The organism is Flavobacterium foetidum (genome assembly GCF_004634245.1).
GTDB lineage: Bacteria > Bacteroidota > Bacteroidia > Flavobacteriales > Flavobacteriaceae > Flavobacterium > Flavobacterium foetidum.
Window position 1 is genome coordinate 99,753 of record NZ_SJTF01000016.1, and the last position, 23,853, is coordinate 123,605.

22 protein-coding genes are annotated in these 23,853 nt (G+C 34.9%); 14 read left to right on the forward strand and 8 right to left on the reverse strand.

Features of this window, described 5'->3' with window-relative positions; translation table 11 throughout:
• Positions 1-114: 114 nt before the first annotated feature.
• Both E0W73_RS18550 and E0W73_RS18555 read left to right on the forward strand, forming a co-directional pair.
• The gene (locus E0W73_RS18550; RefSeq protein ID WP_135223531.1) at positions 115-2,502 is read left to right on the forward strand and encodes a penicillin acylase family protein; all 2,388 of its coding nucleotides are present in this window, start codon (positions 115-117) and stop codon (positions 2,500-2,502) included.
• Between the two features lie 53 nt (positions 2,503-2,555).
• Positions 2,556-4,250: an RDD family protein gene (locus tag E0W73_RS18555; protein ID WP_135223532.1), complete on the forward strand. Its 1,695-nt coding sequence runs from the start codon at positions 2,556-2,558 to the stop codon at positions 4,248-4,250.
• A 60-nt stretch (positions 4,251-4,310) separates the two neighbouring features.
• On the opposite strand, the gene E0W73_RS18560 is transcribed toward E0W73_RS18555, so the two are convergent.
• The 5 genes from E0W73_RS18560 to E0W73_RS18580 all read right to left on the reverse strand — a co-directional run bounded on the left by E0W73_RS18560 (position 4,311) and on the right by E0W73_RS18580 (position 9,645).
• A complete protein-coding gene (locus tag E0W73_RS18560; protein WP_244248513.1) occupies positions 4,311-4,664 on the reverse strand; it encodes a hypothetical protein in 354 nt (117 codons plus the stop codon).
• Positions 4,665-4,915: 251 nt separating this feature from the next.
• On the reverse strand, positions 4,916-6,367 hold the full coding sequence (locus tag E0W73_RS18565; protein ID WP_135223534.1) for a serine hydrolase domain-containing protein: 1,452 nt from the start codon (positions 6,365-6,367) through the stop codon (positions 4,916-4,918).
• 157 nt (positions 6,368-6,524) lie between these two features.
• Positions 6,525-8,033: a serine hydrolase gene (locus tag E0W73_RS18570; protein WP_135223535.1), complete on the reverse strand. Its 1,509-nt coding sequence runs from the start codon at positions 8,031-8,033 to the stop codon at positions 6,525-6,527.
• Positions 8,034-8,260: 227 nt separating this feature from the next.
• Positions 8,261-9,055 (reverse strand): helix-turn-helix domain-containing protein, encoded by a 795-nt coding sequence (locus E0W73_RS18575; RefSeq protein WP_135223536.1) that lies wholly within the window; start codon positions 9,053-9,055, stop codon positions 8,261-8,263.
• Positions 9,056-9,063: 8 nt separating this feature from the next.
• The gene (locus tag E0W73_RS18580; RefSeq protein ID WP_135223537.1) at positions 9,064-9,645 is read right to left on the reverse strand and encodes a hypothetical protein; all 582 of its coding nucleotides are present in this window, start codon (positions 9,643-9,645) and stop codon (positions 9,064-9,066) included.
• Between the two features lie 319 nt (positions 9,646-9,964).
• On the opposite strand from E0W73_RS18580, the gene E0W73_RS18585 reads away from it, so the two are divergent.
• Positions 9,965-11,308, forward strand: a complete 1,344-nt coding sequence (locus tag E0W73_RS18585; protein ID WP_135223538.1) for an FAD-dependent oxidoreductase — start codon at positions 9,965-9,967, stop codon at positions 11,306-11,308.
• A 133-nt stretch (positions 11,309-11,441) separates the two neighbouring features.
• Here E0W73_RS18585 and E0W73_RS18590 read toward each other — a convergent pair whose 3' ends face one another.
• Positions 11,442-12,962, reverse strand: a complete 1,521-nt coding sequence (locus E0W73_RS18590) for a helicase HerA-like domain-containing protein (RefSeq protein ID WP_135223539.1) — start codon at positions 12,960-12,962, stop codon at positions 11,442-11,444.
• A gap of 382 nt (positions 12,963-13,344) precedes the next feature.
• On the opposite strand from E0W73_RS18590, the gene E0W73_RS18595 reads away from it, so the two are divergent.
• The 8 genes from E0W73_RS18595 to E0W73_RS18630 all read left to right on the forward strand — a co-directional run bounded on the left by E0W73_RS18595 (position 13,345) and on the right by E0W73_RS18630 (position 19,819).
• Positions 13,345-14,169 carry a MotA/TolQ/ExbB proton channel family protein gene (locus tag E0W73_RS18595; protein WP_135223540.1) on the forward strand — a complete coding sequence of 275 codons (825 nt, stop codon included), beginning with the start codon at positions 13,345-13,347 and terminating at the stop codon, positions 14,167-14,169.
• A 42-nt stretch (positions 14,170-14,211) separates the two neighbouring features.
• A complete protein-coding gene (locus E0W73_RS18600; protein ID WP_135223541.1) occupies positions 14,212-14,829 on the forward strand; it encodes an ExbD/TolR family protein in 618 nt (205 codons plus the stop codon).
• Between the two features lie 19 nt (positions 14,830-14,848).
• Positions 14,849-15,409, forward strand: coding sequence for an ExbD/TolR family protein (locus E0W73_RS18605; protein WP_135223542.1), 561 nt, complete (start codon positions 14,849-14,851; stop codon positions 15,407-15,409).
• 36 nt (positions 15,410-15,445) lie between these two features.
• Positions 15,446-16,246: an energy transducer TonB gene (locus tag E0W73_RS18610; RefSeq protein WP_135223543.1), complete on the forward strand. Its 801-nt coding sequence runs from the start codon at positions 15,446-15,448 to the stop codon at positions 16,244-16,246.
• Complete coding sequence (locus E0W73_RS21620) at positions 16,246-16,473, forward strand: hypothetical protein (RefSeq protein ID WP_135223544.1); 228 nt, start codon at positions 16,246-16,248, stop codon at positions 16,471-16,473. Before E0W73_RS18610 ends, E0W73_RS21620 begins: the two co-directional genes overlap by 1 nt.
• A gap of 5 nt (positions 16,474-16,478) precedes the next feature.
• Positions 16,479-17,402, forward strand: a complete 924-nt coding sequence (locus tag E0W73_RS18620) for a PstS family phosphate ABC transporter substrate-binding protein (protein ID WP_135223545.1) — start codon at positions 16,479-16,481, stop codon at positions 17,400-17,402.
• Between the two features lie 16 nt (positions 17,403-17,418).
• Entirely contained in the window at positions 17,419-19,086 is a 1,668-nt protein-coding gene (locus tag E0W73_RS18625; RefSeq protein WP_135223546.1) for a tetratricopeptide repeat protein, read from the forward strand.
• 100 nt (positions 19,087-19,186) lie between these two features.
• Entirely contained in the window at positions 19,187-19,819 is a 633-nt protein-coding gene (locus tag E0W73_RS18630; protein WP_135223547.1) for a 7-carboxy-7-deazaguanine synthase QueE, read from the forward strand.
• Positions 19,820-19,893: 74 nt separating this feature from the next.
• Here the strand turns inward: E0W73_RS18630 and E0W73_RS18635 are convergent, their stop codons facing one another.
• Together E0W73_RS18635 and E0W73_RS18640 are read right to left on the reverse strand one after the other, a co-directional pair.
• Entirely contained in the window at positions 19,894-20,439 is a 546-nt protein-coding gene (locus tag E0W73_RS18635; protein ID WP_135223548.1) for a YfiT family bacillithiol transferase, read from the reverse strand.
• Positions 20,440-20,450: 11 nt separating this feature from the next.
• Positions 20,451-21,158 (reverse strand): class I SAM-dependent methyltransferase, encoded by a 708-nt coding sequence (locus E0W73_RS18640; RefSeq protein WP_135223549.1) that lies wholly within the window; start codon positions 21,156-21,158, stop codon positions 20,451-20,453.
• 72 nt (positions 21,159-21,230) lie between these two features.
• Between E0W73_RS18640 and E0W73_RS18645 the strand changes: the two genes are divergently transcribed.
• The 3 genes from E0W73_RS18645 to E0W73_RS21495 all read left to right on the forward strand — a co-directional run bounded on the left by E0W73_RS18645 (position 21,231) and on the right by E0W73_RS21495 (position 23,482).
• Entirely contained in the window at positions 21,231-21,725 is a 495-nt protein-coding gene (locus tag E0W73_RS18645) for a YkgJ family cysteine cluster protein (protein ID WP_135223550.1), read from the forward strand.
• Between the two features lie 78 nt (positions 21,726-21,803).
• Entirely contained in the window at positions 21,804-23,039 is a 1,236-nt protein-coding gene (locus E0W73_RS18650; protein ID WP_135223551.1) for an ABC transporter permease, read from the forward strand.
• A gap of 287 nt (positions 23,040-23,326) precedes the next feature.
• The gene (locus E0W73_RS21495; protein ID WP_162847730.1) at positions 23,327-23,482 is read left to right on the forward strand and encodes a hypothetical protein; all 156 of its coding nucleotides are present in this window, start codon (positions 23,327-23,329) and stop codon (positions 23,480-23,482) included.
• Positions 23,483-23,853 lie beyond the last annotated feature (371 nt).

The window sequence follows — 23,853 nt, forward strand, 5'->3', positions numbered from 1 at the left end:
TTAGGGTATTAATTATAATTACATAAATTTAGACTTTTTAAGAAAGCTGTCTCTTACAAGATTTTATCGTAAAGTTACATTTTCTTATAATCTGTTTAATTTGTCTGTTTGAATATGAGAATTGTAAAAAAGATTTTCTTCGCTTTATTAGTTTTTATAATTGTAATTGCCATTGGTTTATGGGCTTATATTTTTCACTTAAAACCAAAATATGAAGGTGAAATAGAATTACATCATTTAGAAAAAGAAACTACGGTTTATTTTGATGATTTCGGCGTTCCGCATATTTATGCCGATTCTGAAAAAGATGCCATGACTGCATTGGGTTATGTTCATGCACAGGAAAGATTATGGCAGATGGAACTTCTACGAAGAATTGCTCCGGGACGTCTATCAGAGATTTTTGGAACTGTAGCATTAGAAAACGATAAATTCTTTGCAGGAATTGGTATTGAGGAAGCTTCAGCAAAAGCGATTGCCGAACTCGACAAAAACAGTGAAAGCTATAAAATGACCCAAGCCTATCTGGACGGAATCAATCAGTATCTCGAAGAAGGACCAACGCCGGTGGAGTTTACTTTGGTCGGTGTAAAAAAACAAAAATTTACGATAGAAGATGTGTATAATATTTTTGGATATATGTCTTTTAGTTTTGCAATGGCGCAGAAAACCGATCCGCTTCTGACAGATATCAAGAACAAATATGGAACAGCTTATTTGAAAGATTTAGGAATCGAAGGGGAATTTAATACTACTAGAATAAAAATTTCAAAAGAAAAGACGGAAACCTATTCAGAAATCTCAAAGTCGGTTGCTGCTTTGCTGGATCAATCTCCCATGCCGCCTTTCGTAGGGAGCAACAGCTGGGTAGTTGGGCCTAAAAAATCTAAAACCGGAAAAGTTATTTTTGCCAATGATCCTCATATTGGGTTTTCACAGCCAGGAACTTGGTACGAAGCGCATATTGTAACTCCAAAACACGAATTGTATGGATGCTATCTCGCTGGTACACCATTTCCGCTATTAGCGCATAATCGTAATTATGCTTACGGACTGACAATGTTTGAAAATGATGATATCGATTTTTATCAAGAACGAACTTTAGGAGGCGATCCAAACCAATACGAAACTCCGACAGGTTTTGGTAAATACGAAATCAGGAAAAAAACGATAAAAGTAAAAGATACTGCCGATGTGGTACTGACAGTAAAATCAACACGTCACGGACCAATCATGAACGATTTTATGGAACGTCTAGACAAGAAAAATCCAATTGCAATGTCTTGGACCTATACAAGAGAGCCAATTCGTATTCTAGATGCGGCTTATGGTCTTTCGCATGCAAAAAACAAAGATGATTTTAGAGAGGCCGTAAAACTTATTGCTGCGCCAGGGCTTAATGTAATGTACGGCGATGCCTTAGGAAACACGGCTTGGTGGGCAAGCGGCAAATTGTACAAATTTAATAAAGGCGTAAATCCGCATTTGATTTTAGACGGAACAAAAGGAAATGATGATATAATCGAATATTTGGATTTCGATAAAAATCCGTCAGCCGAAAATCCAGAATGGGGTTACGTTTATTCTGCCAATAATCAGCCTGAAGCAATTGATGGTTATTTGTATCCGGGGTATTATCTCCCAGAAGACCGAGCCAAAAGAATTTCTAATCTCCTAGATGCAAAATCTGATTGGGATAAAGAAGCAATCGGAAAAATGATTTATGATAATACTTCTGATGTTGCCGTTGAGACCGTTCGCAATTTGATTGCTATTTTAGATCAAAAAAATCTTTCTCCAGAGGAAAAAGAGGCAGTCGCTGTTTTAAAGTCATGGAAAGGAACTTCAAACCTAGAAGACAGCGCGCCAACAATTTACAATAAATGGATTTATCTATATCTCAAAAATACTTTTGAAGACGAAATGGGCAAGGATAATTTTAATTTGTTTATAGGGATTTCTCTAGGCAAACAAGTAATTGCCAATCAGGTTAAAAATGAAAATTCGGTTTGGTGGGATAACATTAAAACCAAAAACGTGAAGGAAACCCGCAAAGACATCGTTTCAAAATCTTTTCATGATGCGATTGCAGCATTAAAAAATCAACTCGGAAATCAGATTGAAGATTGGAAATGGGGCACCGTGCATACGGTCGAGCATGAGCATCCGCTAGGAAAAGTAAAGGTACTCAGAGGCATATTCAATGTTGGGCCTTTCGAATCTGCAGGTTCTAACGAGGTAATCAATAATTTATTTTTCGGATTTAATGATGATGGAAAATACTATGTAAAAGGCGGTCCTTCTACCAGAAGAATTGTTGATTTTGCCGATATCGAGAACAGCTGGAGCATACTGCCGACAGGACAATCTGGAAATCCGTTCAGCAAACATTATGACGATCAGGCCGAAATGTACAATGCTGGTAAATTCAGGAAAATGAAATTGAATAAAGAGGAGATTGTAAAAACCTCTACAAAACTAATTTTGAAGCCTAAAAAGTAATTAACAATTGTTAAGATTAATTCTATATTTTTGAGGCCTAAAACCCCAAATCTATGTATAAAAAAATTACTTTTTTTTCTTTATTTCTTTCTTTTGTCGGCTTGTTTTTTGGTTTAATAACAAGCTTTGGTTCAGTTATTTCTTTGATTCTGGGGCCCTTTAATGTAAATTTCTCTGCAGGAATTGATCTTTTTAGGGTTAATGCTCAGTCATGGGGAGTTTTTACCAGCATCATTCTGCTGATTGGGACATTGGCTTTTTATTTCACAAAGGAAAAAGAAACCAGAATACTGCGTTTTATGTTTTCGGTTTTTTTTATACAGTATTCGATTTTTGCCGTTGTCAATCTGTATTATTTTTTTGTTTACACATTTACATCAGGCGATTTTAAAGCCTATTTGTTCTTTTTCTGGTCATTTTCTGTACGCTTATTTATACTGTTCTTTTTTTACAAAAGCATGGTCTATCTAAACAAATTGAAAACATTAGATTACGAAACATTTGAGTATACCGAATCAACAGAAATCTCATATTTTGAAGCGAATAATTGGGTTCGTTTGTTTCATCTGATATTTGATAGTTTGATCTATTTTCTTATTGCGTATCAGTTATTGTATTTTCTAGCTCGCGCTCCTCATTTTCAGCCTTGGTTTCAACAAATTGAAGGGCGTTATAGTATTCGCACCATAATTTTTGTTTTGTCTCTTATTTTCAGAACGCTTTTTTATTTTTCCTTTGAAGGTTTGTTTAGCGGCAGTCCCGCAAAATTTTTTACAGAAACAAGGGTTGTAGATTATGAAGGTGATAAACTGGAAAATGACGCTATACTAAAACGAAGCTTGTTGAGAAGTGTTCCTTTTAATGCAACTTCTTTTTTGTTCAACGGAAATTGGCATGATCATTATTCCGGTACACGAGTTTACAACGAAAAAAGAACCGGAATTGCAGGAGGATGGTATTTTATGCTAATTCCGTTATTTTTTGCATCCGTATTCGGATTGAGGTATGTTGATCAAATGAGAGAGAGCAGAATGATGTATGAATTTCAAGAAAAAAGATTTAATGAAGAGCAGCAAAAAATAAATGACGGATTAGAAGGACTTGACCAGAATTCGGTTTTAGAATTAAGCCATACCGATTATACTTCAAACACCATGTTTTTGAAAGTCGAAAACATTGCAAATACGACAATAGAATTTTCTCTTTTGGAACTAGAACTTGCAACCTTCTATAAAAACCATGCGATTGAGAAAGCTTATGAAGCATCAAAGGATAGTTTGCAACGAATAAAAATTTCTAGAAGCGACCTGAAAAAAATGGTGCTGCAATCCTTACAACAGGATCCAGCCTATCACGATGATGATAAAGAAGAATTCAGAGGGCTAGACGATAATCCAAAGATTGAGAGAAGATTTATTAAGAAAGTTTACGAAATCTACTCTCCAGATGTAAGTGTGCTTTCTGTTAGCAAAGATTCTGAATCACTTCATTTACAATTGCAGAACGAGGGTTCTCGGGCAGAAGTAATTGCAGTAGAAACGCTACAAGGAGAAATTGGCTGGAAGAAACACAATACTTTTCCGCAACCATTTTCAGAAGCAGGATTTGCGGTTTTGCAAGGCGATGGAAATAATTTTGAAAAGTATGAGTTGAAAGTGACTGTTAAAGATAGCCTGAACAAAAAGTTTGTCTATAAAATTTCCAGTACCGACGATCCGAATACAGTTTATCTAAAACTGCTTAAATAAAAAAAGCTTTGCCAAAGTTGTTAGACGCTGGCAAAGCTTTTTAAAATCTTAGATTGCAGATTATTTAGCGATGTATTTTCCTCTTACGATATCATTGGCAAATATTTCCAGATTGTAACCCAAGGCGTCGTTTACGACCATTACATTGGCAATCTGATACGCTTTGTCTTGCTCATAGTTTTTTAGAATTGCTTCCAGTTCTAGTTCGTTATAATAAGCAAACATGTTGTATACTGCATCTCTGAAATTCTTAAAATTGATGCTTTCGGTGATTTTGAGTGCTTTTTGCTCGTTCCACTTTTCTTTTTGAGAGGCTTCATTAATCGTAGTCAAGCAGAAATCAACGACATAGTTTTTGTAATTGGCAGCCTCGATAATCTTGTCAATTATGATTTTGTTTTGCTGCGAAGGCATTTTTACTGTGTTTGAAGTATTTTGCGAAAAGCAGATTGTAGCACATAACAAACAACAGCACAAGATCCAAAAGGATTGTCTTTTTAGATTTTTCATAGGTTAAATTTGTTTTTTGGGTGAGGCTAAAATAATAATTTTTATAATAATCCGTCAAGCGAAAAAAGGTTAAAAAACAAAAAACTCCGATAATTCAAATTATGCATCTGAATTATCGGAGTTTATAAAAAAGCTAAATAAGATTTTCGGATTTCTTATTTTGAAGTTATTTCTTTTAATATTTTCTTCCCGCCTTCATTTGTGGGATCCAGTTCAACCGACTTTTTATAGTTGGCGATTGCCATTTTTTTGTCGCCGTCAGCCAAATAAGCTTCGCCTAGACTATCGTAAACATTTCCAGATTTTGGGAAAGTCTCCACGTTAATTTTAAAAATTTCGATTGCTTCCTTCTTTTTTCCGTCTTGTAGCAATTGATATCCAACACGATTCATATCGTTTTCCTTAATATTGTAAGTGGGATCGTTTTTTAGTTTGTTGTAAGATTCCATTCCGGCCTTTGTGCCTTTGGTTGAAAACGCTTCTAACAACTCAAAAGCCAAGGATTTTTTTGGCTGTTCAAATTTTTGATTGTACAGAATAGCGCAAACGGCGTTGTTCATTTCTCCCAAAACAGTTCCGCCAGTATTGTTCAATAAAACAATTAAATTTTTGTCGGCAGGATATCTCGAGATAATCGTATTAAAACCATTAATGCCGCCTCCATGTCCAACCGTTTTCAGTTTTCCCTTATCACCATTATCTACTTCGTCAATAAACCAGCCATAACCATAAGCAGGTCTTCCTAAATGAATGTAAGGTTTAAATAAAGACTCCATCGATTTTGCAGAAAGAAGTTTGTTGGTGTACAGTGCTTGGTCCCAAAGGTATAAATCTTCGACAGTAGAATATAGAGATCCCGCTGCGTAAGGGATGCTCATGTCGACGTAAGCGGCGTTGGTGATTAATTTTCCCTTTCGTTCATAACCAGATGCCCTGTTTTTTAAAATTACATCGCTGTGATCGTAACCAGAATTAACCATTTTTAAAGGAATAAAAATCGTTTCCTGTAAATATTGCTCGTAAGTTTTGCCGGTAATTTTTTCAATGATATAGCCTAATAAAAAATATCCTGAATTGCTGTAGCTGAATTTCTCGCCAGGTGTAAAATCAAGTGGCAAATTAGAAAAAGTTTTTACAAACTGTTCTGGAGTGTAAGAGTTTCGCGCTTTGTCTTTAAAGAAATTTGGAGCGTCTGTGTAATTTGGAATCCCAGAAGTATGAGTCAATAATTGATGAATTGTAATTTTATCTCCATTTTCTTTTGGATAATCAGCAAGATAAGCTGTAATCGGAACATCTAATTTTAGTTTTCCCTGTTCGGCCAATTTTACAATCAATAGCGCTGTAAATTGTTTAGAAATAGAGCCTAACCTAAATTTAGTGTCAGGCTGGTTGGGAATATTCCATTCCATGTTGGCAGACCCAAAACCTTTTTTAAAGATGACTTTTCCGTTTTCGGCCACCAGAGCCGAACCATTAAATTGTCCATATTCGTTGTACTTGCTTAAAAGCTGTTCAATTTGTTGTGCTTTGTCTTGTGCAGAAATACTCCAATTAGAGAGCAGAAAAACAATAAAGAGCGCAATGAGTTTGATTGATTTTTTCATAATGATTGATGATTACGGTTTTGGATTACTAAATGATTCGTTTTTTTGATTGATGATTGAAATTTCGTAATAAAAAGATATTCAGTTATTTAAATCGAAATTACGATTTTTTGCCGAATAGCAATCAGCTTCTTTAAAATCTTAGACGACTCATTTTTCATTTGGTTTCGATCTCAATCAATTTTTTTCCATTTTCTCCTAAATAATGTGTTATGACCTTTTCATAAATTTTATAACCATCGTCGACATTTGTAAAAATGAGCAGTCCTTCTTTTGTTTTCGGAAGTATAAAAGCTAGTGTCTGCACGCCTGTGTCTGCACCTCCATGAGATAAAGCATATTCGCCATTTCCGAAATCATAAATTTCAAAACCCAACCCAAAATATTTGTCTTTTTTAGTCTGAATCTGATGCGTATTCAGTTCCTGAATAATTTTTGGACTTAAGCCATCGCCATTCATTAAACTGCATAAGAAAGTTCCATAATCTGAAAGTGTCGTAGTCAGATCATCGGCTGCATTGGCGGTTTTATTTTTGGTAGGCTCGTATTCATTTCCTTTGGCATCATAACCAATTGCAAATCTCGAAAAATCGATTTTATCATTCCATACTAGTTGCGAATCAGTCATTTTTAAAGGCTTAAAAACCAATTCATCTGCTAGTTGTTCTAGTTTTTTATTGAATTTCTTTTCGAGCGCTTTTCTCAAATATTCAAAACCTTCGCCAGAATATTGATATTTGGTTCCGGGTTTAAACTTGAAATCCAGTTTTCCAGATTCGTTCATGTATCTCCAATTCGGAAAACCTGTCTGATGGCTTAAAATAATTCTTGTCGTTAATAATTTATGATTCGCATCATTTGCAATGTCAGGATCAGTCCAGTATTTATGTAAAGGTTCGTCTAAATCCCATTTTCCTTGACTAACTAATTTTAAGGTAACATAAGCGGTGATTGGTTTTGTTAATGATGCTACATTCCAAATCGTATTGTAAGGTGCCGATGTTCCTTTTTTTGTTTCACCAAAAACCTTTATCTGTTTAAGTTTTCCTTCAGAAATAATTCCGATTCCCAATGCGGGAATATTATTTTTTTGGAGCCATTTTTCCGTTTCAGAATCACTATCCAAAACTCCTGTTTGTTTTCCAGGCGTATTTACGGTCTGATGATCATAGCTAAGTGCTCGTGATAATTTCCAGATTTTGTTTTTTAAAAGCCAAACGTGGGTGAATTTAGCGGTGCTGGCAAATTGCTCCGATTTTCCTTTTGAGGTTTCATAAAAACGATGAACTCCAGTTTGTATGGCGCCGTACAACACTCCTTTTTTGTAAAGAGGGTATATTTCGGAGCTTCCTTCTACCAATTCTCTTCGGGATTGGTAAGTTTCTGGCGAAGCGCATAACCCTTTTTTAAATGTTTCAAGAAATCTTTTTTTGTCTGAAATACTGTCTTTGTCGTGAAAAAACTCAAAATCGTCAGAAGTCAAGTCTTCAAATTGTTTGATGTTGCAAGTGTTAAAACTGATATTAAACAACAAACTGTCTTGCAACATGATGGTTTTGTACAATTCTGATTGTTTGTTTTCTTGCGAAAAACCGTTTTGAGTTTGAAAGAGAAGTACTGCTGCAAGTACAATCCTGATTTTTAAAACTAGATTGATGAATTTCATTTTGTGATTGATTGATTGATTGATTTTATGATTGATTGAATTTTTAAATGTAATTAATTAACACATAGAAACGTAGCGTGAAATGTAACACGACTGCATAGATTTCGTAATAGGAGGTACACTTTAAAGAGTGTTCAAAAATCTTGTTTCTATGTGTTAAAAACTAAATTAAACGTATGGCAAAAATACTGTAGGCTGTATTGTAAAAATTGTACAAAAGCGAAATTTCACCTTTTCTTCGAAAGAAAATAGGAATCGGGATTGAATGTTTTGGGAGTCGTCTTAGTCACATCTTTGAATTTTCTGATAAAATGTGACTGGTCAAAGTATTTATTGTAGAGTGCAATTTCGGTTAGACTTCTTTTTTCGGTATCGGTATCTATCATTTGATCGATAGATTTTCTGAATTGCAAGATCTGAATGTACTTTTTTATAGTAAGTCCGGTTGCCGATTTAAATTTGATTTGAATCAGTCGCTGCGAGGAATTTAATGTTTTTACGATTTCAGAAACTGCCATTTCATCCTCGCTTAACCTGATTATTTCGCAGACTTTTTCGATAGTATTTGGGGCCGGATTTAAATTGGCTATTTCCTCAAAATAAACATTTATAGTTTTTAAAATCGTTTCAACAGAATCTTTGTGACTGATTTTTAACGGTAATTGTGAAGCATCAATTTTAAGAATAGAATCGGTAAAATTGCTCAAATCGTATTGAGGAAAAATCGAAAGCGTCCAAGCGTGGAGCTGAATTATGGTAACTTTTGTTTGAGGCCCAATGTTAACCAAAACCTTGTTGGTCATTTGCGAACAAAAATAAAAACCTTCATTCATTTCGTACTTCTTTTTGCTGGTATGCACTTCAATAGCATTACCACGAACAATTGCGAGATTAAAACAGCCGTTTGGCAAAACCAGTTTGTTTTCGATAAGATCTTCGCCCAAGCTGTTATCCAGACACCAAATCTTACTGACAAATCTTTCAGATTTTGGCGATACATAATGTTCTGAATAAAGGTTCATATATACAATTAAAGGTTTTCGGTTTCTTCTTTAGTGTTATTCTCTCTACAAAGAACAGCAATACTTATTATAATTAAGCTAAGATAAATGGAAATAGAAAAACCAATTCCCAATTCATGCAGGATTATGTCATCGAGAAACTTTGAAAGAACAATAAAAATTAGTGCCGTAATTATAGGCATTAAAGTTATGGTCCAAAAAGCTGTTTTATTGTCGGAAAAAGAGACTAATAGCCTAATAGTGTAAAATATAAGAAATCCTGTTGCTACTGAGGGAAGCACAATTGCAAACCAGCCTATAAAAATAGAAAGCATTAAAGAAAGCATAAAAGTTATAAGTACAATAAAGCAGGAAACAAATAAGGCAATAAATAATGTAAAAAAATCAGTAATCTTATTATTAGAAAAAAAAGTGACCAAAATAAAAGAGAAAATACAGCAGTATCCAAAAGATGTCAATAAACCTCGGTCATGTTCTCGGTCTATTTTTATGCAAAGCAGCATCCACGAAACAATAAGCAGTAGAGAGAAAACGATGAAAAGGATATTTTTTTTGTTTGATAAATACTTTATTTCTGTACTTAGTTTCATAAGGTTTTGGGCTGGTTAATTTACAAGCTAAAGTACTTAATATTCATAAAATGTGGTGATAATTTGTGCGCTGGTATTTAATTATATAAAAATGATCCTTGTGCTGAAAACGAGTCTGCATGAGGGATAGGAGCGGTATCCTTTTGTGCCGGGGTTCGGCACAAAAGATATAGCAAATAGCCCGACCCCGCTCCCGAGGCTTCGGGAAGCGGGGACATGCCCTGATAAATCTGACGAAAAGAGGCAAATATTTCCTTTATTTTTAAGGTCTTGTGGTTTTATTACTTATTTTTACAATCTTATTATTATATTTTCGTTGATGCAGACTTCATTAAAAATTGCCGTTGTCGGTTCTGGATTAGTTGGATCGCTTTTGGCAATTTATCTTAAAAAAGCAGGCCATACCGTTCATGTTTATGATCGTAGTCCTGATATTCGTAAAATAAATTTTTCAGGACGTTCTATTAATTTAGCGATGTCAAACCGTGGCTGGAAGGCGCTTGACGGAGTTGGCGTAGGTGATGCTGTACGCGAAATCGCTATTCCGATGGACAAACGCGCTATTCATTTAGTGGATAAACTCAATTTTCAGAATTACGGTCAGGAGGGAGAGTCTATCTACTCAATTTCCAGAGGAACACTCAACCGAAAAATGATAGATTTGGCCGAAAATGCTGGAGCTGAGTTTTATTTTGAGCAAAAAATCTGGGACGTAACACTGAGTGATGCTACCTTACACATCGGCGAAACCGAAAGAGGAGAGTGGGAAGAACTGAAATACGATATGGTTTTTGGTGCCGATGGAGCTTTTTCGAGAATCCGCCACAGAATGCAGCGCCAGAGCATGTTTAATTATTCACAGGAATTTTTAAATATGGGTTACAAAGAGTTGAATATTCCAGCAAATGCAGACGGAAGCCATAAATTAGATAAAAATTCTTTCCATATCTGGCCAAGGGGCGAATATATGCTTATTGCCCTTCCAAATCTTGACGGAAGTTTTACCTGTACTTTGTTTATGCCTTTTGAAGGAGAAAACTCTTTTGAATCGTTGACGGACCGAAAAATGGTTGAAAATTTCTTCGAGAAAAATTTCCCAGATTCAATTGAGGTAATTCCGGAATTGGCAAACGATTTCTTTAAAAATCCAACCAGTACGCTGGTTACCATGAAATGTTTCCCGTGGACATACGAAAACAAGATTGCTCTTATCGGAGATGCTTGCCACGCAATTGTACCTTTTTACGGTCAAGGAATGAATGCTGGTTTTGAGGATATTACGGTTTTGAACGAAATGATTCAAAAATACGGAGACGACTGGAAAAAAATCTTTACAGAATATCAGATTTCACGCAAACCCAATGCCGACGCAATTGCAGAACTATCGTATCGAAATTTTATGGAAATGAGCACCAAAACTGCAGATGAAAAATTCTTATTGCAAAAGAAAATAGAAAAAGTATTCTCTGATAAGCATCCAGACAAATGGATTCCGCTTTACAGCCGCGTTACTTTCAGCGACCGTCCGTATGCAGAAGCTTTGGCGATTGGAGATTATCAGAACGGAATCATGGAAGAAGTCCTTCGAATGGAAAATATTGAAAATATCTGGAATGGCCCAGAAGTTGAAAACAAAATTCTAGCATTGTTGCAACAAGCTTAATTTTTTTCTGAACCCTATAAGTAAACATAAAACTTTTGTATAATAACAAACCCGACAGTTTCAAATCTGCCGGGTCTGTTTAGTAATAGATAGGTAGGATTAAATGAACTTATCTCATTTATGTGGTTTGTTTTTATTTGCTTTTCATAAATTTTGACAAAACCCCAAAAACTCCTCTTATAAAGGTAGCGCTCGTTACCACTTTTAAAACCGATTTGGTAACTACTTCTGTGGTGCTTGGTTCGGCTTTAGATGATCTGGTTGGTGCTTGTTGTTCTTGTTCTGCCGCGGTTTGAGTCGCTTCATCAATTTTTTTGGTAAGTATTTCATAAGCGCTTTCTCGATCGATTTCTTCGCTGTATTTTTTTACCAGTTTAGATTTGCTGTTTATTTCTTCGATTTCAGAATCAGTCAAAATATCCATTCTGCTCTGAGGAGCACGCATCATTGTAGCCACAAGAGGAGTTGGCACGCCTTTTTCGTTAAGAGCAGTTACGAGAGCTTCACCAATTCCTAGGCTTGTTAGCAATTCATCTGTTTTATAATATTCAGAAGTTGGATAGTTGTCGGCTGTTTTCTTAATTGCCTGACGGTCATTTGCCGTAAAGGCTCTTAAAGCATGTTGTATTTTTAATCCCAATTGAGCCAGAACACCACTCGGAACGTCCATTGGGTTTTGTGTCACAAAATAAACACCCACGCCTTTAGAACGTATCAGTTTTACAATCGTTTCAATTTGTTCTAACAAAGCTTTGCTGGCTTCATTAAAAATCAAATGAGCTTCGTCTATAAAAATCACTAATTCAGGTTGAGCTGCATCTCCTTTTTCAGGCATCTTTTGGTAGATTTCCGCCAAAAGGCTTAACATAAAAGTAGAGAACAATTTTGGCTTATCTTGAATATCCGTCAAGCGGATGATATTGACGTAACCTTTGCCGTTTTCGTCAATTCGCATTAAATCGTCGGTTTCAAAAGACAATTCGCCAAAAAACAAATCACCGCCCTGTTGTTCAAGCTCAATGATTTTTCGCAAAATAGTGCCGGTTGTCGAAGTTGATATTTTACCGTAATTGGCCGTAATTTCTTCTTTGCCCTCTTCGGTAATATAGTTGATAACTTTTTTGATGTCTTTCAAATCCAGAAGGGGCATCTGTTTGTCATCACAATACTTAAAGATTACAGCAACAACGCCAGCCTGCGTGTCATTAAGGTCTAGAATTCTTGAAAACAGAACCGGTCCAAATTCCGAAACAGTAGCGCGGAGGCGCACTCCGTTTTGTTTTGACAAAGACATAAGCTCGACCGGAAAAGAAGATACATTATAAGGTATGTTTATTTTAGCATGGCGCTCAGTAATAAAACCCTCCTCTTTTCCTTTTTTTGCAATACCGCTAAAATCTCCTTTTATGTCCATCATCAGTACGGGAATTCCGGCATTAGACAATTGCTCAGAAAACACCTGAATTGTTTTTGTTTTTCCCGTTCCGGTTGCTCCCGCAATAAGCCCGTGACGGTTGAGCGTTTTTAGCGGAATCCTTACAGGGGCTTGTGTCACGGCCTCACCATCTAAAATTGCACCGCCCAGGGTTATAGTATCGCCTTTGGCTGTATATCCATTGTTTATGTGCTCGATAAAATTATCTTTTTTATTCATTTTTTTATTTGTAATTTAGATGATTATAAGATTATTGCTTGATTTTAGTGGTGTTTTTATGTGGTTTTTTTTAGTAAGAAAAAGCCTTTTTTGATTGAAAAATTAATAAAAAAAAAATTCTCAGCTTTTTAAGAAGATATCAATGGAATCTTTGAATATTTACTAAAACGTTGTAATTTTTCTAATTATCGTCCTTTTTTTTGTTTTATCTAAAAAATGATGTCGGCAATTTAATGAGATATTTTTTAAATTGAAGTTAAATTTCGGTCAATTAAATTAAAAAAAGTTTTTTTATTTAAACTAAACGTATAAATTTGCTCCTCTACAAGTTAAATATAACTAAAAAATAAAAATTATTTAAAACTATTAAAATTTAAAAAAAATGGCAAACGTTAAAGTTAAAAAAGAGAGCACTTCAAATGGGGGAGGAATGATTACAGGGATCATTATTGTAGCGTGTATCTTAGTTGGGTTTATAATTTGGAAATTCGTGATGGGTTCTCCTGCTAACTTTGAAGGTGGGAATCCGGAAACAGGTCACCCAATCAATACTTTAGGGATGGTATATAAAGGAGGTTTCATTGTACCAGCATTATTAGGTATGTTTTTAATGGTTGTTGTTTTTTCTATCGAAAGATTTATCGTTATCTCTAAAGCTGCTGGAAAAGCAAATTTAGATACATTCATGAAAAATGTTCAAGGAAGCATTAAAGAAGGAAACATCGAAGCTGCTATCGCTTCTTGCGACAAACAACAAGGTTCTGTTGCAAATGCAATTAAATCTGCTTTAATTAAATATCAGGATGTTAAAAAAGAAGGATTCAATAGTGAAGAAGCTTCTGAAGTAATCCACAAAGAAATCGAAGAGGCAACTTCATTAGAAATGCCAATGTTAGAGAAAAACATGACTATTATCTCTACTTTAGTATCTTTAGGTACATTAGGAGGATTATTAGGAACTGTATCAGGTATGATTAAAGCGTTTGGTGCGTTAGCTTCTGCTGGTACTCCAGACCAAGCTGCTCTTGCAACAGGTATCTCTGAGGCGCTTATCAACACTGCAACAGGTATCTCTACTTCTGTATTAGCGATTATCTCTTACAACTTCTTTACTGCTAAAATTGACGATTTAACTTACTCTATCGATGAGGCTGGTACTACTATCGTTAATACTTACAGAAAATTCAGAGGAAGCTTAAGACAATAATTAATTTTTGATAGTACTATCAAAAAAATAAAATAAAAGATAATGGCTAAAATAAAAATGAAAAAAAAGTCTACATCGACAGATATGACTGCGATGTGTGATGTTGCATTCCTTTTGCTAACGTTCTTTATTTTGACCGCTACTGCTAAAGTGCCAGAGGCACTTCCTGTAGACACGCCATCATCTACTGTACAAAGTAAATTACCAGATTCTGATTTGGCAATTATTACAGTAGGTAAAGGAAAAGTGTTTTTTGACATCAAAGGTAGAGAGACTCGTAAAAAGACTCTTGAAGGTATGGGTGCTAAATACGGTCTGACTTTTACTGAGGACGAACAAAACAAATTTGCATTAATGGATGATTTTGGTGTGCCGATTACAGGTTTAAAGTCAATCATTGAAATGAAAGCAGCGGACAGAACCAAAGCAAATCAAGGTGGAATTCCAATCGATTCATTAGATAACCAATTAAAAGATTGGCTTCTTATTTCGAGAAGAGCAACTATTGACCTGAGCGGAGGAACAAAAGAATTGCAGATTGCAATTAAAGGAGACGCTAAAGAAGAATATCCAAGAATTAAAAAAATTATGGATATTTTGCAAGATCAAAAAATCAATTCCTTTAACTTAGTTACAGGTATGAGAGGAAAAGACTTTTAACTAAAAAATATACACTAAAATGGCTGAATTAAATACCGGCGACGGTGGTGGTGGCAAAAACGGTGGTAAAGTAAGAAGTAAAAAGCAAAGCTCTAAAGTCGATTTAACGGCAATGGTGGATTTGGCTTTCTTATTGATCACGTTCTTTATGTTGACTACTTCGCTGTCAAAGCCTCAATCGATGGATTTGTCTTTGCCTGATAAGAATCCTGACGAGACAAAAAAAGATGAAACGAAGGTAGATGAGAATCGTACAATGACGGTAATGCTTAAAGCTGACAATAAAATGACATATTATATGGGATTGTTGGAAGCTCCAAAAGTAGGACCTAAAGATATTGCTTATGGTAAAGACGGTATCCGTAGAGAATTGTTAAAACAAAAACAAAATGTTTTGGCTTATTCTGCAGCTAAAGGCAATCCAGGAAAAGGAATAATCGTAATTATCAAACCAACAAAAAAATCAAATTATCGTAATTTGGTAGACATTTTGGATGAAATGGCGATTACTGGAGTAGATACTTATGCGATTGTTCCTGAATTTACACCAGAGGAAACAAAATTGGCGGAGAAAAACTAAGAGTAGTCTTAATTTGCCAACTAAAAATCAAGAGATATGAAATTAGATATTATAAAAAATCAGTGGCTTGATATCGTATTCGAAGGACGTAATAAGATATATGGTGCATATGAACTGAGAAAGTCAAACGGAAAAACTACTGTGAAAGCATTAGTTATCGGTTCGATTATCTTTAGCTTTGCAATTGCAGCTCCTCTTATTGCAAGTCTTTTGCCAGAATCTACTGAAGTAGAAGAGAACAAGGATATTAAGATTGCAACGGTAAAATTACCTCCTAAAAAAGAGGAAATTAAACCAAATCAACCACCACCGCCACCGCCACCACCAAAAGTGGATCAGGTAAAATTCGTAAAACCTGTGGTTGCGAAGGCTGAGGAAGTTACTGAAGATCCACCAAAAATTGTGGATTTGAAAGACAAAAAAGTTGGTGATCAAACTATCAAAGGAGACCCGGATGCAGTTTTAACTGTAGATGAACCAGTAGGTACAGGGCCAGTTTCTCAAGTAGTAGAAGAAGATAACCAAGTATATAACACAGCTGGTATCGAGGTAAAACCAGATTTCCCTGGAGGAATTGAGAAATTCTACAAATTCGTAGGAAATAACTACAAAACTCCAGAAGAAGAAGGTTTAAAAGGTAAAGTTTACGTTACGTTTGTAGTTGAAAAAGACGGTTCATTAACCGACATTAAAGTTTTAAGGGATATCGGTTACGGTACGGGAGCAGAAGCAATTCGTGTTCTTAAAAAATGTCCAAAATGGACTCCCGGCGAGCAAAATGGTAAAAAAGTTAGGGTTCTTTACTCTCTGCCTATTACTATTCAATCTGCAGAATAATGTTAAAAGATATGCTTAATAATATTCAGAAGAAATCGCTCAAAGAGCGATTTCTTCTTGTTTTAGGAATACTGTTTTTTTTGATTTATCTTGTACTCGGTTTAATGATTATGTTTTGGGAAAAGCTTCCTCTTAACATGGAACCAAAATACAGATATGCTTTCGGCATTCTGCTGATTGTTTATTCAGGAATACGATTTTTGAGATTAATTAATTCTAAGGACTAATAAGTATGTTTAAATATAGTAAGGCGATAGTTTTGATAGTTTTTGTCTTTTTGTTTGCAATGTGTAACCAAAAAAGCAAGAATGAAACTGGAAATGAAACCATTTTAAAAGGAGCAATTGATGTTACTGTTGACGAAACCGTAAAACCAATTGTGGATGATCAGGTTGCTGTTTTTGAAGGAACTTACTATGATGCAAAAATCAGCATAAAACCTAAATCTGAAGCTGAAGTTATAAATGATCTGCTCAATCAAAAGACTAAGGTTGTGGTTACTGCAAGAGACTTAACTAAGGAAGAGCTGGAAAGATTTGAAAAACTGAAGATCAAACCAAGGGTTACGCCTTTTGCTAAAGATGCGGTAGCTTTAATTTCAAGCAAAAGCAATAATGATACTTTAATTGCGTTGAAAACTGTGGTTGATTTCATGCAAGGCAAGTCGGATTCAAGAATTAAAGGTTTGGTTTTTGATAATCCAAACTCAAGTACAGTCCGATACATGAAAGAATTGGCCAAGGTAAAAGATATTCCGAGTACTGGCGTTTTTTCATTCAAAACAAATGATGAAGTAATTAAGTTTGTTTCAGAAAATGAGGGAATGATTGGTATTGTTGGCGTAAACTGGCTTTCACAGCCTTCGGCCAATATGGCGGATATTATTAAGAAAATAAATGTTTTAAGCGTTAAAGGCTTAAACGACAACACCTATTACAGTCCGACTCAAAATGATCTGGCAGAAGAGAAATATCCTTTGGCACGTGATTTGTTTATCATTAACTGTCAAGGCTATACAGGATTGGGTATGGGATTCTCTTCGTTTATTGCTGGAGAGATAGGACAAAGAATAGTTCTTAAGTCAGGACTGTTGCCTTATAAAGTGCCTAGCAGAAAACTTAAGATTAGAAACGAAATTATAAAGGTTAAAGAATAATTAATTATTATAGAAGATGAATAAATTTAAAATTTTTAGTCTTGCCTTAGCTGCGTCAGCTACTGTAGCACAAGCGCAAGACATCAATCAAGCAAAAAAAGCAATTGATGCTGAACAATTCGAAAAAGCAAAGACGCTTCTTAAATCAATCATCAAAGCAAAACCTTCTGATGGTGAGGCAAATTTTGTTTTAGGAACTGTTTATCTAAATCAATCTGTAGCTGATTCTGCGAAAATTTATTTCGATAATGGATTACAGGCATCAGACAAAAAGAATTTAAACTATATTGGTTTAGGACAATTAGATCTAGATGCGAAAAATACAGCTGCAGCTCAAGCTAATTTTACTTTAGCGACAAAAGATATGAAGCGTAAAGATGTAAATGAATTTATTTACATCGGTAGAGCTTATATGAACTCTGAAAATCCAGATTACAAAAATGCGATTGCAGTTTTACAGCGCGCATTGGCTGTTGAGCCGCAAAATGCTCAAGCACTTTTAGCTATAGGAGATGCTTACTTCGGAGCAAACAATCAAAACGATGCTTATAAAGCGTACCGTGATGCGTTTGCCGCTGACAATACTTTGTTAAGAGCCAAAATGCAATCTGGTGTTTTATTGAAGAATGCTAAATCTTATGATGAGGCAATTAAATCGTTTAATGAAGTTATCGCTTTAGATGCTAACTATGGACCTGTCTACAGAGAGCTTGCTGAAACGTATTACAAGTGGGCAAGAAACAAGCCTTCTACCTCGAAAGTTAATTTGCAGAATGCAATTACAAATTATGAGAAGTATTTAAGTTTAACAGATTACTCTCTTGATTCAAAAATGCGTCACGCAGATTTCTTGGTTTTAGTAAAAGATTACAAAAACTTAGAAGTTGTTGCCAACAAAATGATTGCTCAGGATAAAGTTAACCCTAGAATCTTCAGATATTTAGGTTATGCTGCTTACGAAAACGGAAATGTTGATGTAGCTATAAAGTCTATTGAAGATTACATGAAAGCGCCAGGAAATAAAGTAATTGGAAGAGATTACTTGTATTTAGGTCTTGCAAAAATTAAAAAAGGAACAGCTGCAGACGGTACTGTAGAGCAAGCTGCTTTTGATGCTGGTGTTGCAGATATTAAAAAAGGAGTTGAAATGGATCCTCTAATTGCTGAGGAATTAGCTGATTTTGGTAAAGCTTTGTTTGGTAAAAAACAATATGCTCAAGCGGCAGCTATCTTTGAGATTGGAACTAGCAACAAAGAATCTAAAAATTATCTAGATGATTCTGTTTACTACGGAATTTCTATTTATTATGGTAATGCAGGAAAAACTGCTGAAACTCGTGATAAAGCTGCTTTAGAGGCTGCTGATGCTACTTTTGATAAAATCTTAGTTGCTTCTCCTACATATGATGAGGCTTATCTTTACAAAGGAAGAATCAACAGTTTGTTGGATAAAGACGATTTAATTATCAAAAACTACGAGGAATATGTTGCTAAAACTACTGCAAAAGGCGCAGAAGAATTGGCTAAACCTGCTACAGTAAAAAAAATAGTTGAGTCTTACAATTCAATCGCAGCGGCTTATGCCAATACAGACAAAGCTAAAGCAATTGAGTATTTCAATAAAACTTTAGTTTTAGACCCTGCTAATACTTATGCAGCACAATCTTTAAAATCTTTAAAATAATTTAGATTTTTAAGTAATATAAAGAAACCGGTAGTTCAAAAAACTACCGGTTTTTTTGTTCCGTATTTTATTGACTATCTTTGCACTTTAAAATGAAGTAATGTTATCAAAAGAAATACAATTAGAAGTAAATAAAGGAGCTATGCTTCCTTTGATGGAAGAATTTTACACCATTCAAGGAGAAGGTTCGCATACGGGAAGAGCTGCTTATTTTATTAGAATTGGAGGATGTGATGTTGGGTGTCACTGGTGTGATGTGAAAGAAAGCTGGAATGCTGAGATTCATCCACCAACAAGTATTGATTTAATTGTCGAAAACGCTGCTAAATATGCCGATACGGTTGTTGTGACAGGAGGAGAGCCTTTGTCTTGGGATATGACGCTTTTAACAAATAGATTGAAGGAGAAAAACCTTAAAGTGCATATTGAGACTTCTGGTGCTTTTGAATTATCAGGTATCTGGGATTGGATTTGTCTTTCTCCCAAAAAGAACAAATTACCTACTCAAACAGTTTATGATAATGCGGACGAGTTAAAAGTGATTATTTATAATAAACATGATTTTATATTTGCTGAGGAACAGGCAGAATTAGTAAATGATAATGCTATTTTGTTTTTACAGCCAGAATGGAGTAAAAAAGAAGAAATGACACCGCTCATTGTAGATTATGTTATGAATAATCCGAAATGGAGGGTTTCGCTCCAGACTCATAAATATTTGAATATACCTTAAGACAAAAAATCTCTTCACGTGAAGAGATTTTTTGTTTCAATAAGAAACAGCTGTGTAAAAAGTAATCAGATTATTTACTGCCAGTTTTTGTGTTTTTTTAAGCTAGTGATATGCGCCAGATGATGATTTCCGTGCCAAGCGTAAGAGCCAATGATTTTTTTGATTTTATTTTCAGAATTATCAGAAGGATGAACAAAAGTCTTTTCTAAATCTGATTCTGTTAAATTACGCATAAGAAAGGCCAAACGTGCATGAAGTCCCTTTAGTAGATTCAAGGTGGGTTCAATCGGCATTTTTAAATCATCAGGTAGTTCTGCCCATAAAACTTCATCGTAAGCTTTAATAACAGGATTGTTTTCGGTCAAAGCCCATTTTATTCTGATGAAACAGTTCATATGGCTTTCAGCGCAATGATGAATTACTTGTCTTACTGTCCATCCGCCAGGGCGGTATGGTGTGTCCAATTGTTCGTCAGTTAAATGCATTACCTCTTTTTCTAGCCTGTTTGGGAAAGTCTCAATTTCAACGATTTTTTCTTCAATGTAATTGGAAGAATAATTTTCAGGAGCGGTGAACTTCCCAATTGGATATTTTAGTTTTTCTAAATCTAGTTCTGTCATTTGGTCGTTATTTAAATGGAAAGTTTTGCTAAATAATCGTAATGTTCTCCTTCTAAAATCAATTCGCATTTCAATCCGTTTGCAATTGCAGCATTTTGAAGCGTGTTGTAATCAAGATAGAGCCAATCAAAAGATTCTTCCTTTTCTCCTTTGTATGAAATTGTAAATTCAAGTTCTCCATAATAATCATTATCAGAGGGAATCCATTTGCCTCCGTCTTCATCTTCATCAAACATATATATAATATCCGAACTGTCGATTAGAATCTGTCCTTCCGGATTTAAAAGCGATTTTAGCTTAGATAAATAATTGTTACAGTTTTTGAGTTTTCCGAAAATTCCGGTTCCGTTCATTAAGAGCAAAATAGTATCAAATTTTTCACCTTCATAATCTAAAATATTTTTCACCTCTGCTTTTTGGATTCCTCGCATCTGACAGGTCTCAATTGCTTTTGGAGAAATATCAATAGCTGTAACATCTAAGTTTCTTTCGTTTTGTAGAGATAAGGCATGACTTCCGGCGCCGCAACCAACATCCAATGTTTTTCCTTTGGCAAGTTGAAGTGCTTTTTGTTCTATCGAAGGCATCTCATCGTAGCTCCTAAAAAGGTACTCTACGCTCATTTCATCTTCTTCAGAAATAGAGGTTTCGGTAATAATGTCCTCTGGTGTATTGTGGGTGTGGAAATCAAATATTGCTTTCCCAAAAAGATCTTTCATCGTTTTAATTCAAAGATTAAGGTTTCAAGTTTAAAGTTGTGTAATTTTGCAGCTCAACTTTAAATTTTAGACTTGAAACAAATTTTAAATAACTTAAATAAGTCTGCCAAAGATAAGCATATCGAAAACAAAAAGTATTTTGATAAGCTCAAAAAGAAACAGCCTAAAAATTTAGACTACGTAATGCAGGATCTGCATGATGCTGAATTTAGAAGAACTGACTGTTTACAATGTGCCAATTGCTGTAAGACAACTGGACCTTTATTTACATTGGCTGATATTGAACGAATTTCAAAACATTTCAGACTGAAGCCACAGCAATTTATAGAACAATATCTGAGAATTGATGAAGACAAGGATTATGTTTTAAAAAGTGTTCCCTGCGCTTTTTTGGATAATGATAATTATTGTATGATTTATGATGTAAGACCGAAAGCATGCCGAGAATTTCCGCATACTGACAGGAAGAAGTTTTATCAAATAGCTGATTTGACTCTAAAAAATGTGTCGATTTGTCCAGCGGCTTTTAATATAGTCGAAGAAATGAAAAAGAAATTACCGCTTTAGAAGAATCTGGAGCACTAATTGATTTTTTAAGCGTATTTTTGAAATTATAAATTGTTATTTATTAATAGAACTCACAACTTGAATTTAGAATATTTTATAGCAAGACGACTTATTACTGCTAAGGACAATAAAAGCAGCATATCGGCGCCAATTATTAAAATTGCAATTTCTGCGATTGCGATTGGTATGATTATGATGATAATTTCTGTGGCCACTGGAATTGGTCTGCAGAAGAAAATACGCGAGAAAGTTTCTGCTTTTAACGGTCAGATTATTATTTCGAATTATGATAATAATAATTCTGATGTTACTCTTATTCCTATTTCTAAGAAACAAGATTTTTATCCCAATTTCAAAAATGTTCCCGAAGTAAGCCATATTCAGGCAGTCGCAAGCAAAGCCGGAATTATTAGAACAGAAAATGCATTTGAGGGAATTATTTTTAAAGGTGTTGGAGCAGATTACAATTGGGATAATGTAAAGGAGTATATCGTAGAAGGCAGGCTTCCTGATTTTTCTAAAAACCTAAACGAAGACGTTATTATTTCTCGATTTCTGGCAAATCGGCTAAATCTGAAAATAGGGGATGAGTTCAATACCTTTTTTATAAAAGAAGAACAAGGCAAAATGCCGAATATCCGTCGTTTCAAAATTTGCGGAATTTTTAATTCAGGTTTTCAGGATTTTGACGCCTCTTATATATTAGGAGATATTAGGCATATTCAGCGAATCAATAAATGGGCTCCGGATCAAATAGGAGCATTTGAAGTTTTTGTGAAAGATTTTGCTAAAATTAAGGAAACAGGAATTCAGATTTACGAGCAGACCTCTTCAAATCTGGATACCAAAACAATCATTGAAAAGTATAGTTATATTTTTGATTGGCTCCAATTGTTTGATTTTAACATCGTGATCATTTTGGTTATAATGATTTTAGTTGCTACAATCAATATGGTAGTTGCTTTGTTGGTATTGATTTTGGAGCGTACGCAAATGATAGGGATTTTAAAATCACTAGGAATCAATAATTGGAGTGTGCGAAAGGTGTTTCTTTACAATGCTTTTTATTTAATCGTTCGTGGTTTATTCTGGGGGAATTTAATCGGAATCTCATTGCTTCTCATTCAACAGCAATTTGGGGTGGTGCAGCTTAATCCAGAGAACTATTATGTAAACCAGGCTCCAGTTTACTTAAACTGGGTATATATACTATTGTTAAATCTGCTGACCATTACAATTTGTTTTCTTGTATTGCTCATTCCGTCTTTTATAATAACAAAAATATCACCCGTAAAAGCAATCCGCTTTGACTAATTAAATTCAACTCGACAAACAGTCGGGTTTTTATTTTATACATATTATATATTGCAACCATTGGGATATGGATTAAGAGATTCGGAGTTTAAATTCATAAGCCCTTTCCCGCCATCCACTCCAAATAAAGCTAACCGAACTCCGCCTGGAATAAAAATTAAGAGAAGTGATCTTTTGCGGCTGGGGGAGCCGACTTCAGGATTGATTCATCGTAATGAAAGGCAGTCCCGTAATGAGATCAGCACAAGAAAGGATGAGCTTTGCGCCTTGCGGAACAAAAAAACAGAATGAAGAGCGAATCTCAAAGCCCGGTTTCTCGTCAGAAAAGAATGCCGAGCGCTGAAAATTCTGCAAAATCAAGGGGCGGGACAGGTCCGGAAATGAGAAAAACACATATCATAAAAGAAAAATCCTACATATTAAAGAAAAAAGACAAATCGTAAACAATCCGTTATCAGCGAGTTAAGAGAAATTTTTGAAAAACATGGAAAAAATATAAAAAAAAGTGTTGGAAATGTAAATAAAGGTCCTACTTTTGCACCCGCAACAGCGAAAAACGTTCACAGAAATACTGACAGGAAACAAGAATCGGAAGAAATAAAATTTCTAAAAAAAAAGATTCGGAAAAGCTTGTGAGATTTGAAAAATGCTTTTACATTTGCACCCCGCAAATACGGGAAGTTCCTTGATAGACTGGTGAGAAAAACGAAAATGTGAAACGAAAAAAAAAGTTTCAAAATTTTTTAGTTTTTTCTTGCAGGAAACAAAAAGAATCACTAGTTTTGCACCCGCTTTGAGAAACAAGCGAAGAAAA

What these genes read in the sequence shown, in the direction of transcription:
- E0W73_RS18600 (WP_135223541.1), top strand. Translation starts at nt 14,212, where the DNA reads ATGGCTAAAATAAAAATGAAAAAAAAGTCTACATCGACAGATATGACT.
- E0W73_RS18570 (WP_135223535.1), bottom strand. Translation starts at nt 8,033, where the DNA reads ATGAAATTCATCAATCTAGTTTTAAAAATCAGGATTGTACTTGCAGCA.
- E0W73_RS18565 (WP_135223534.1), bottom strand. Translation starts at nt 6,367, where the DNA reads ATGAAAAAATCAATCAAACTCATTGCGCTCTTTATTGTTTTTCTGCTC.
- E0W73_RS18550 (WP_135223531.1), top strand. Translation starts at nt 115, where the DNA reads ATGAGAATTGTAAAAAAGATTTTCTTCGCTTTATTAGTTTTTATAATT.
- E0W73_RS18605 (WP_135223542.1), top strand. Translation starts at nt 14,849, where the DNA reads ATGGCTGAATTAAATACCGGCGACGGTGGTGGTGGCAAAAACGGTGGT.
- E0W73_RS18635 (WP_135223548.1), bottom strand. Translation starts at nt 20,439, where the DNA reads ATGACAGAACTAGATTTAGAAAAACTAAAATATCCAATTGGGAAGTTC.
- E0W73_RS18590 (WP_135223539.1), bottom strand. Translation starts at nt 12,962, where the DNA reads ATGAATAAAAAAGATAATTTTATCGAGCACATAAACAATGGATATACA.
- E0W73_RS21495 (WP_162847730.1), top strand. Translation starts at nt 23,327, where the DNA reads ATGAAGAGCGAATCTCAAAGCCCGGTTTCTCGTCAGAAAAGAATGCCG.
- E0W73_RS18625 (WP_135223546.1), top strand. Translation starts at nt 17,419, where the DNA reads ATGAATAAATTTAAAATTTTTAGTCTTGCCTTAGCTGCGTCAGCTACT.
- E0W73_RS18630 (WP_135223547.1), top strand. Translation starts at nt 19,187, where the DNA reads ATGTTATCAAAAGAAATACAATTAGAAGTAAATAAAGGAGCTATGCTT.
- E0W73_RS18575 (WP_135223536.1), bottom strand. Translation starts at nt 9,055, where the DNA reads ATGAACCTTTATTCAGAACATTATGTATCGCCAAAATCTGAAAGATTT.
- E0W73_RS18640 (WP_135223549.1), bottom strand. Translation starts at nt 21,158, where the DNA reads ATGAAAGATCTTTTTGGGAAAGCAATATTTGATTTCCACACCCACAAT.
- E0W73_RS21620 (WP_135223544.1), top strand. Translation starts at nt 16,246, where the DNA reads ATGTTAAAAGATATGCTTAATAATATTCAGAAGAAATCGCTCAAAGAG.
- E0W73_RS18555 (WP_135223532.1), top strand. Translation starts at nt 2,556, where the DNA reads ATGTATAAAAAAATTACTTTTTTTTCTTTATTTCTTTCTTTTGTCGGC.
- E0W73_RS18620 (WP_135223545.1), top strand. Translation starts at nt 16,479, where the DNA reads ATGTTTAAATATAGTAAGGCGATAGTTTTGATAGTTTTTGTCTTTTTG.
- E0W73_RS18580 (WP_135223537.1), bottom strand. Translation starts at nt 9,645, where the DNA reads ATGAAACTAAGTACAGAAATAAAGTATTTATCAAACAAAAAAAATATC.
- E0W73_RS18560 (WP_244248513.1), bottom strand. Translation starts at nt 4,664, where the DNA reads ATGCCTTCGCAGCAAAACAAAATCATAATTGACAAGATTATCGAGGCT.
- E0W73_RS18585 (WP_135223538.1), top strand. Translation starts at nt 9,965, where the DNA reads ATGCAGACTTCATTAAAAATTGCCGTTGTCGGTTCTGGATTAGTTGGA.
- E0W73_RS18610 (WP_135223543.1), top strand. Translation starts at nt 15,446, where the DNA reads ATGAAATTAGATATTATAAAAAATCAGTGGCTTGATATCGTATTCGAA.
- E0W73_RS18595 (WP_135223540.1), top strand. Translation starts at nt 13,345, where the DNA reads ATGGCAAACGTTAAAGTTAAAAAAGAGAGCACTTCAAATGGGGGAGGA.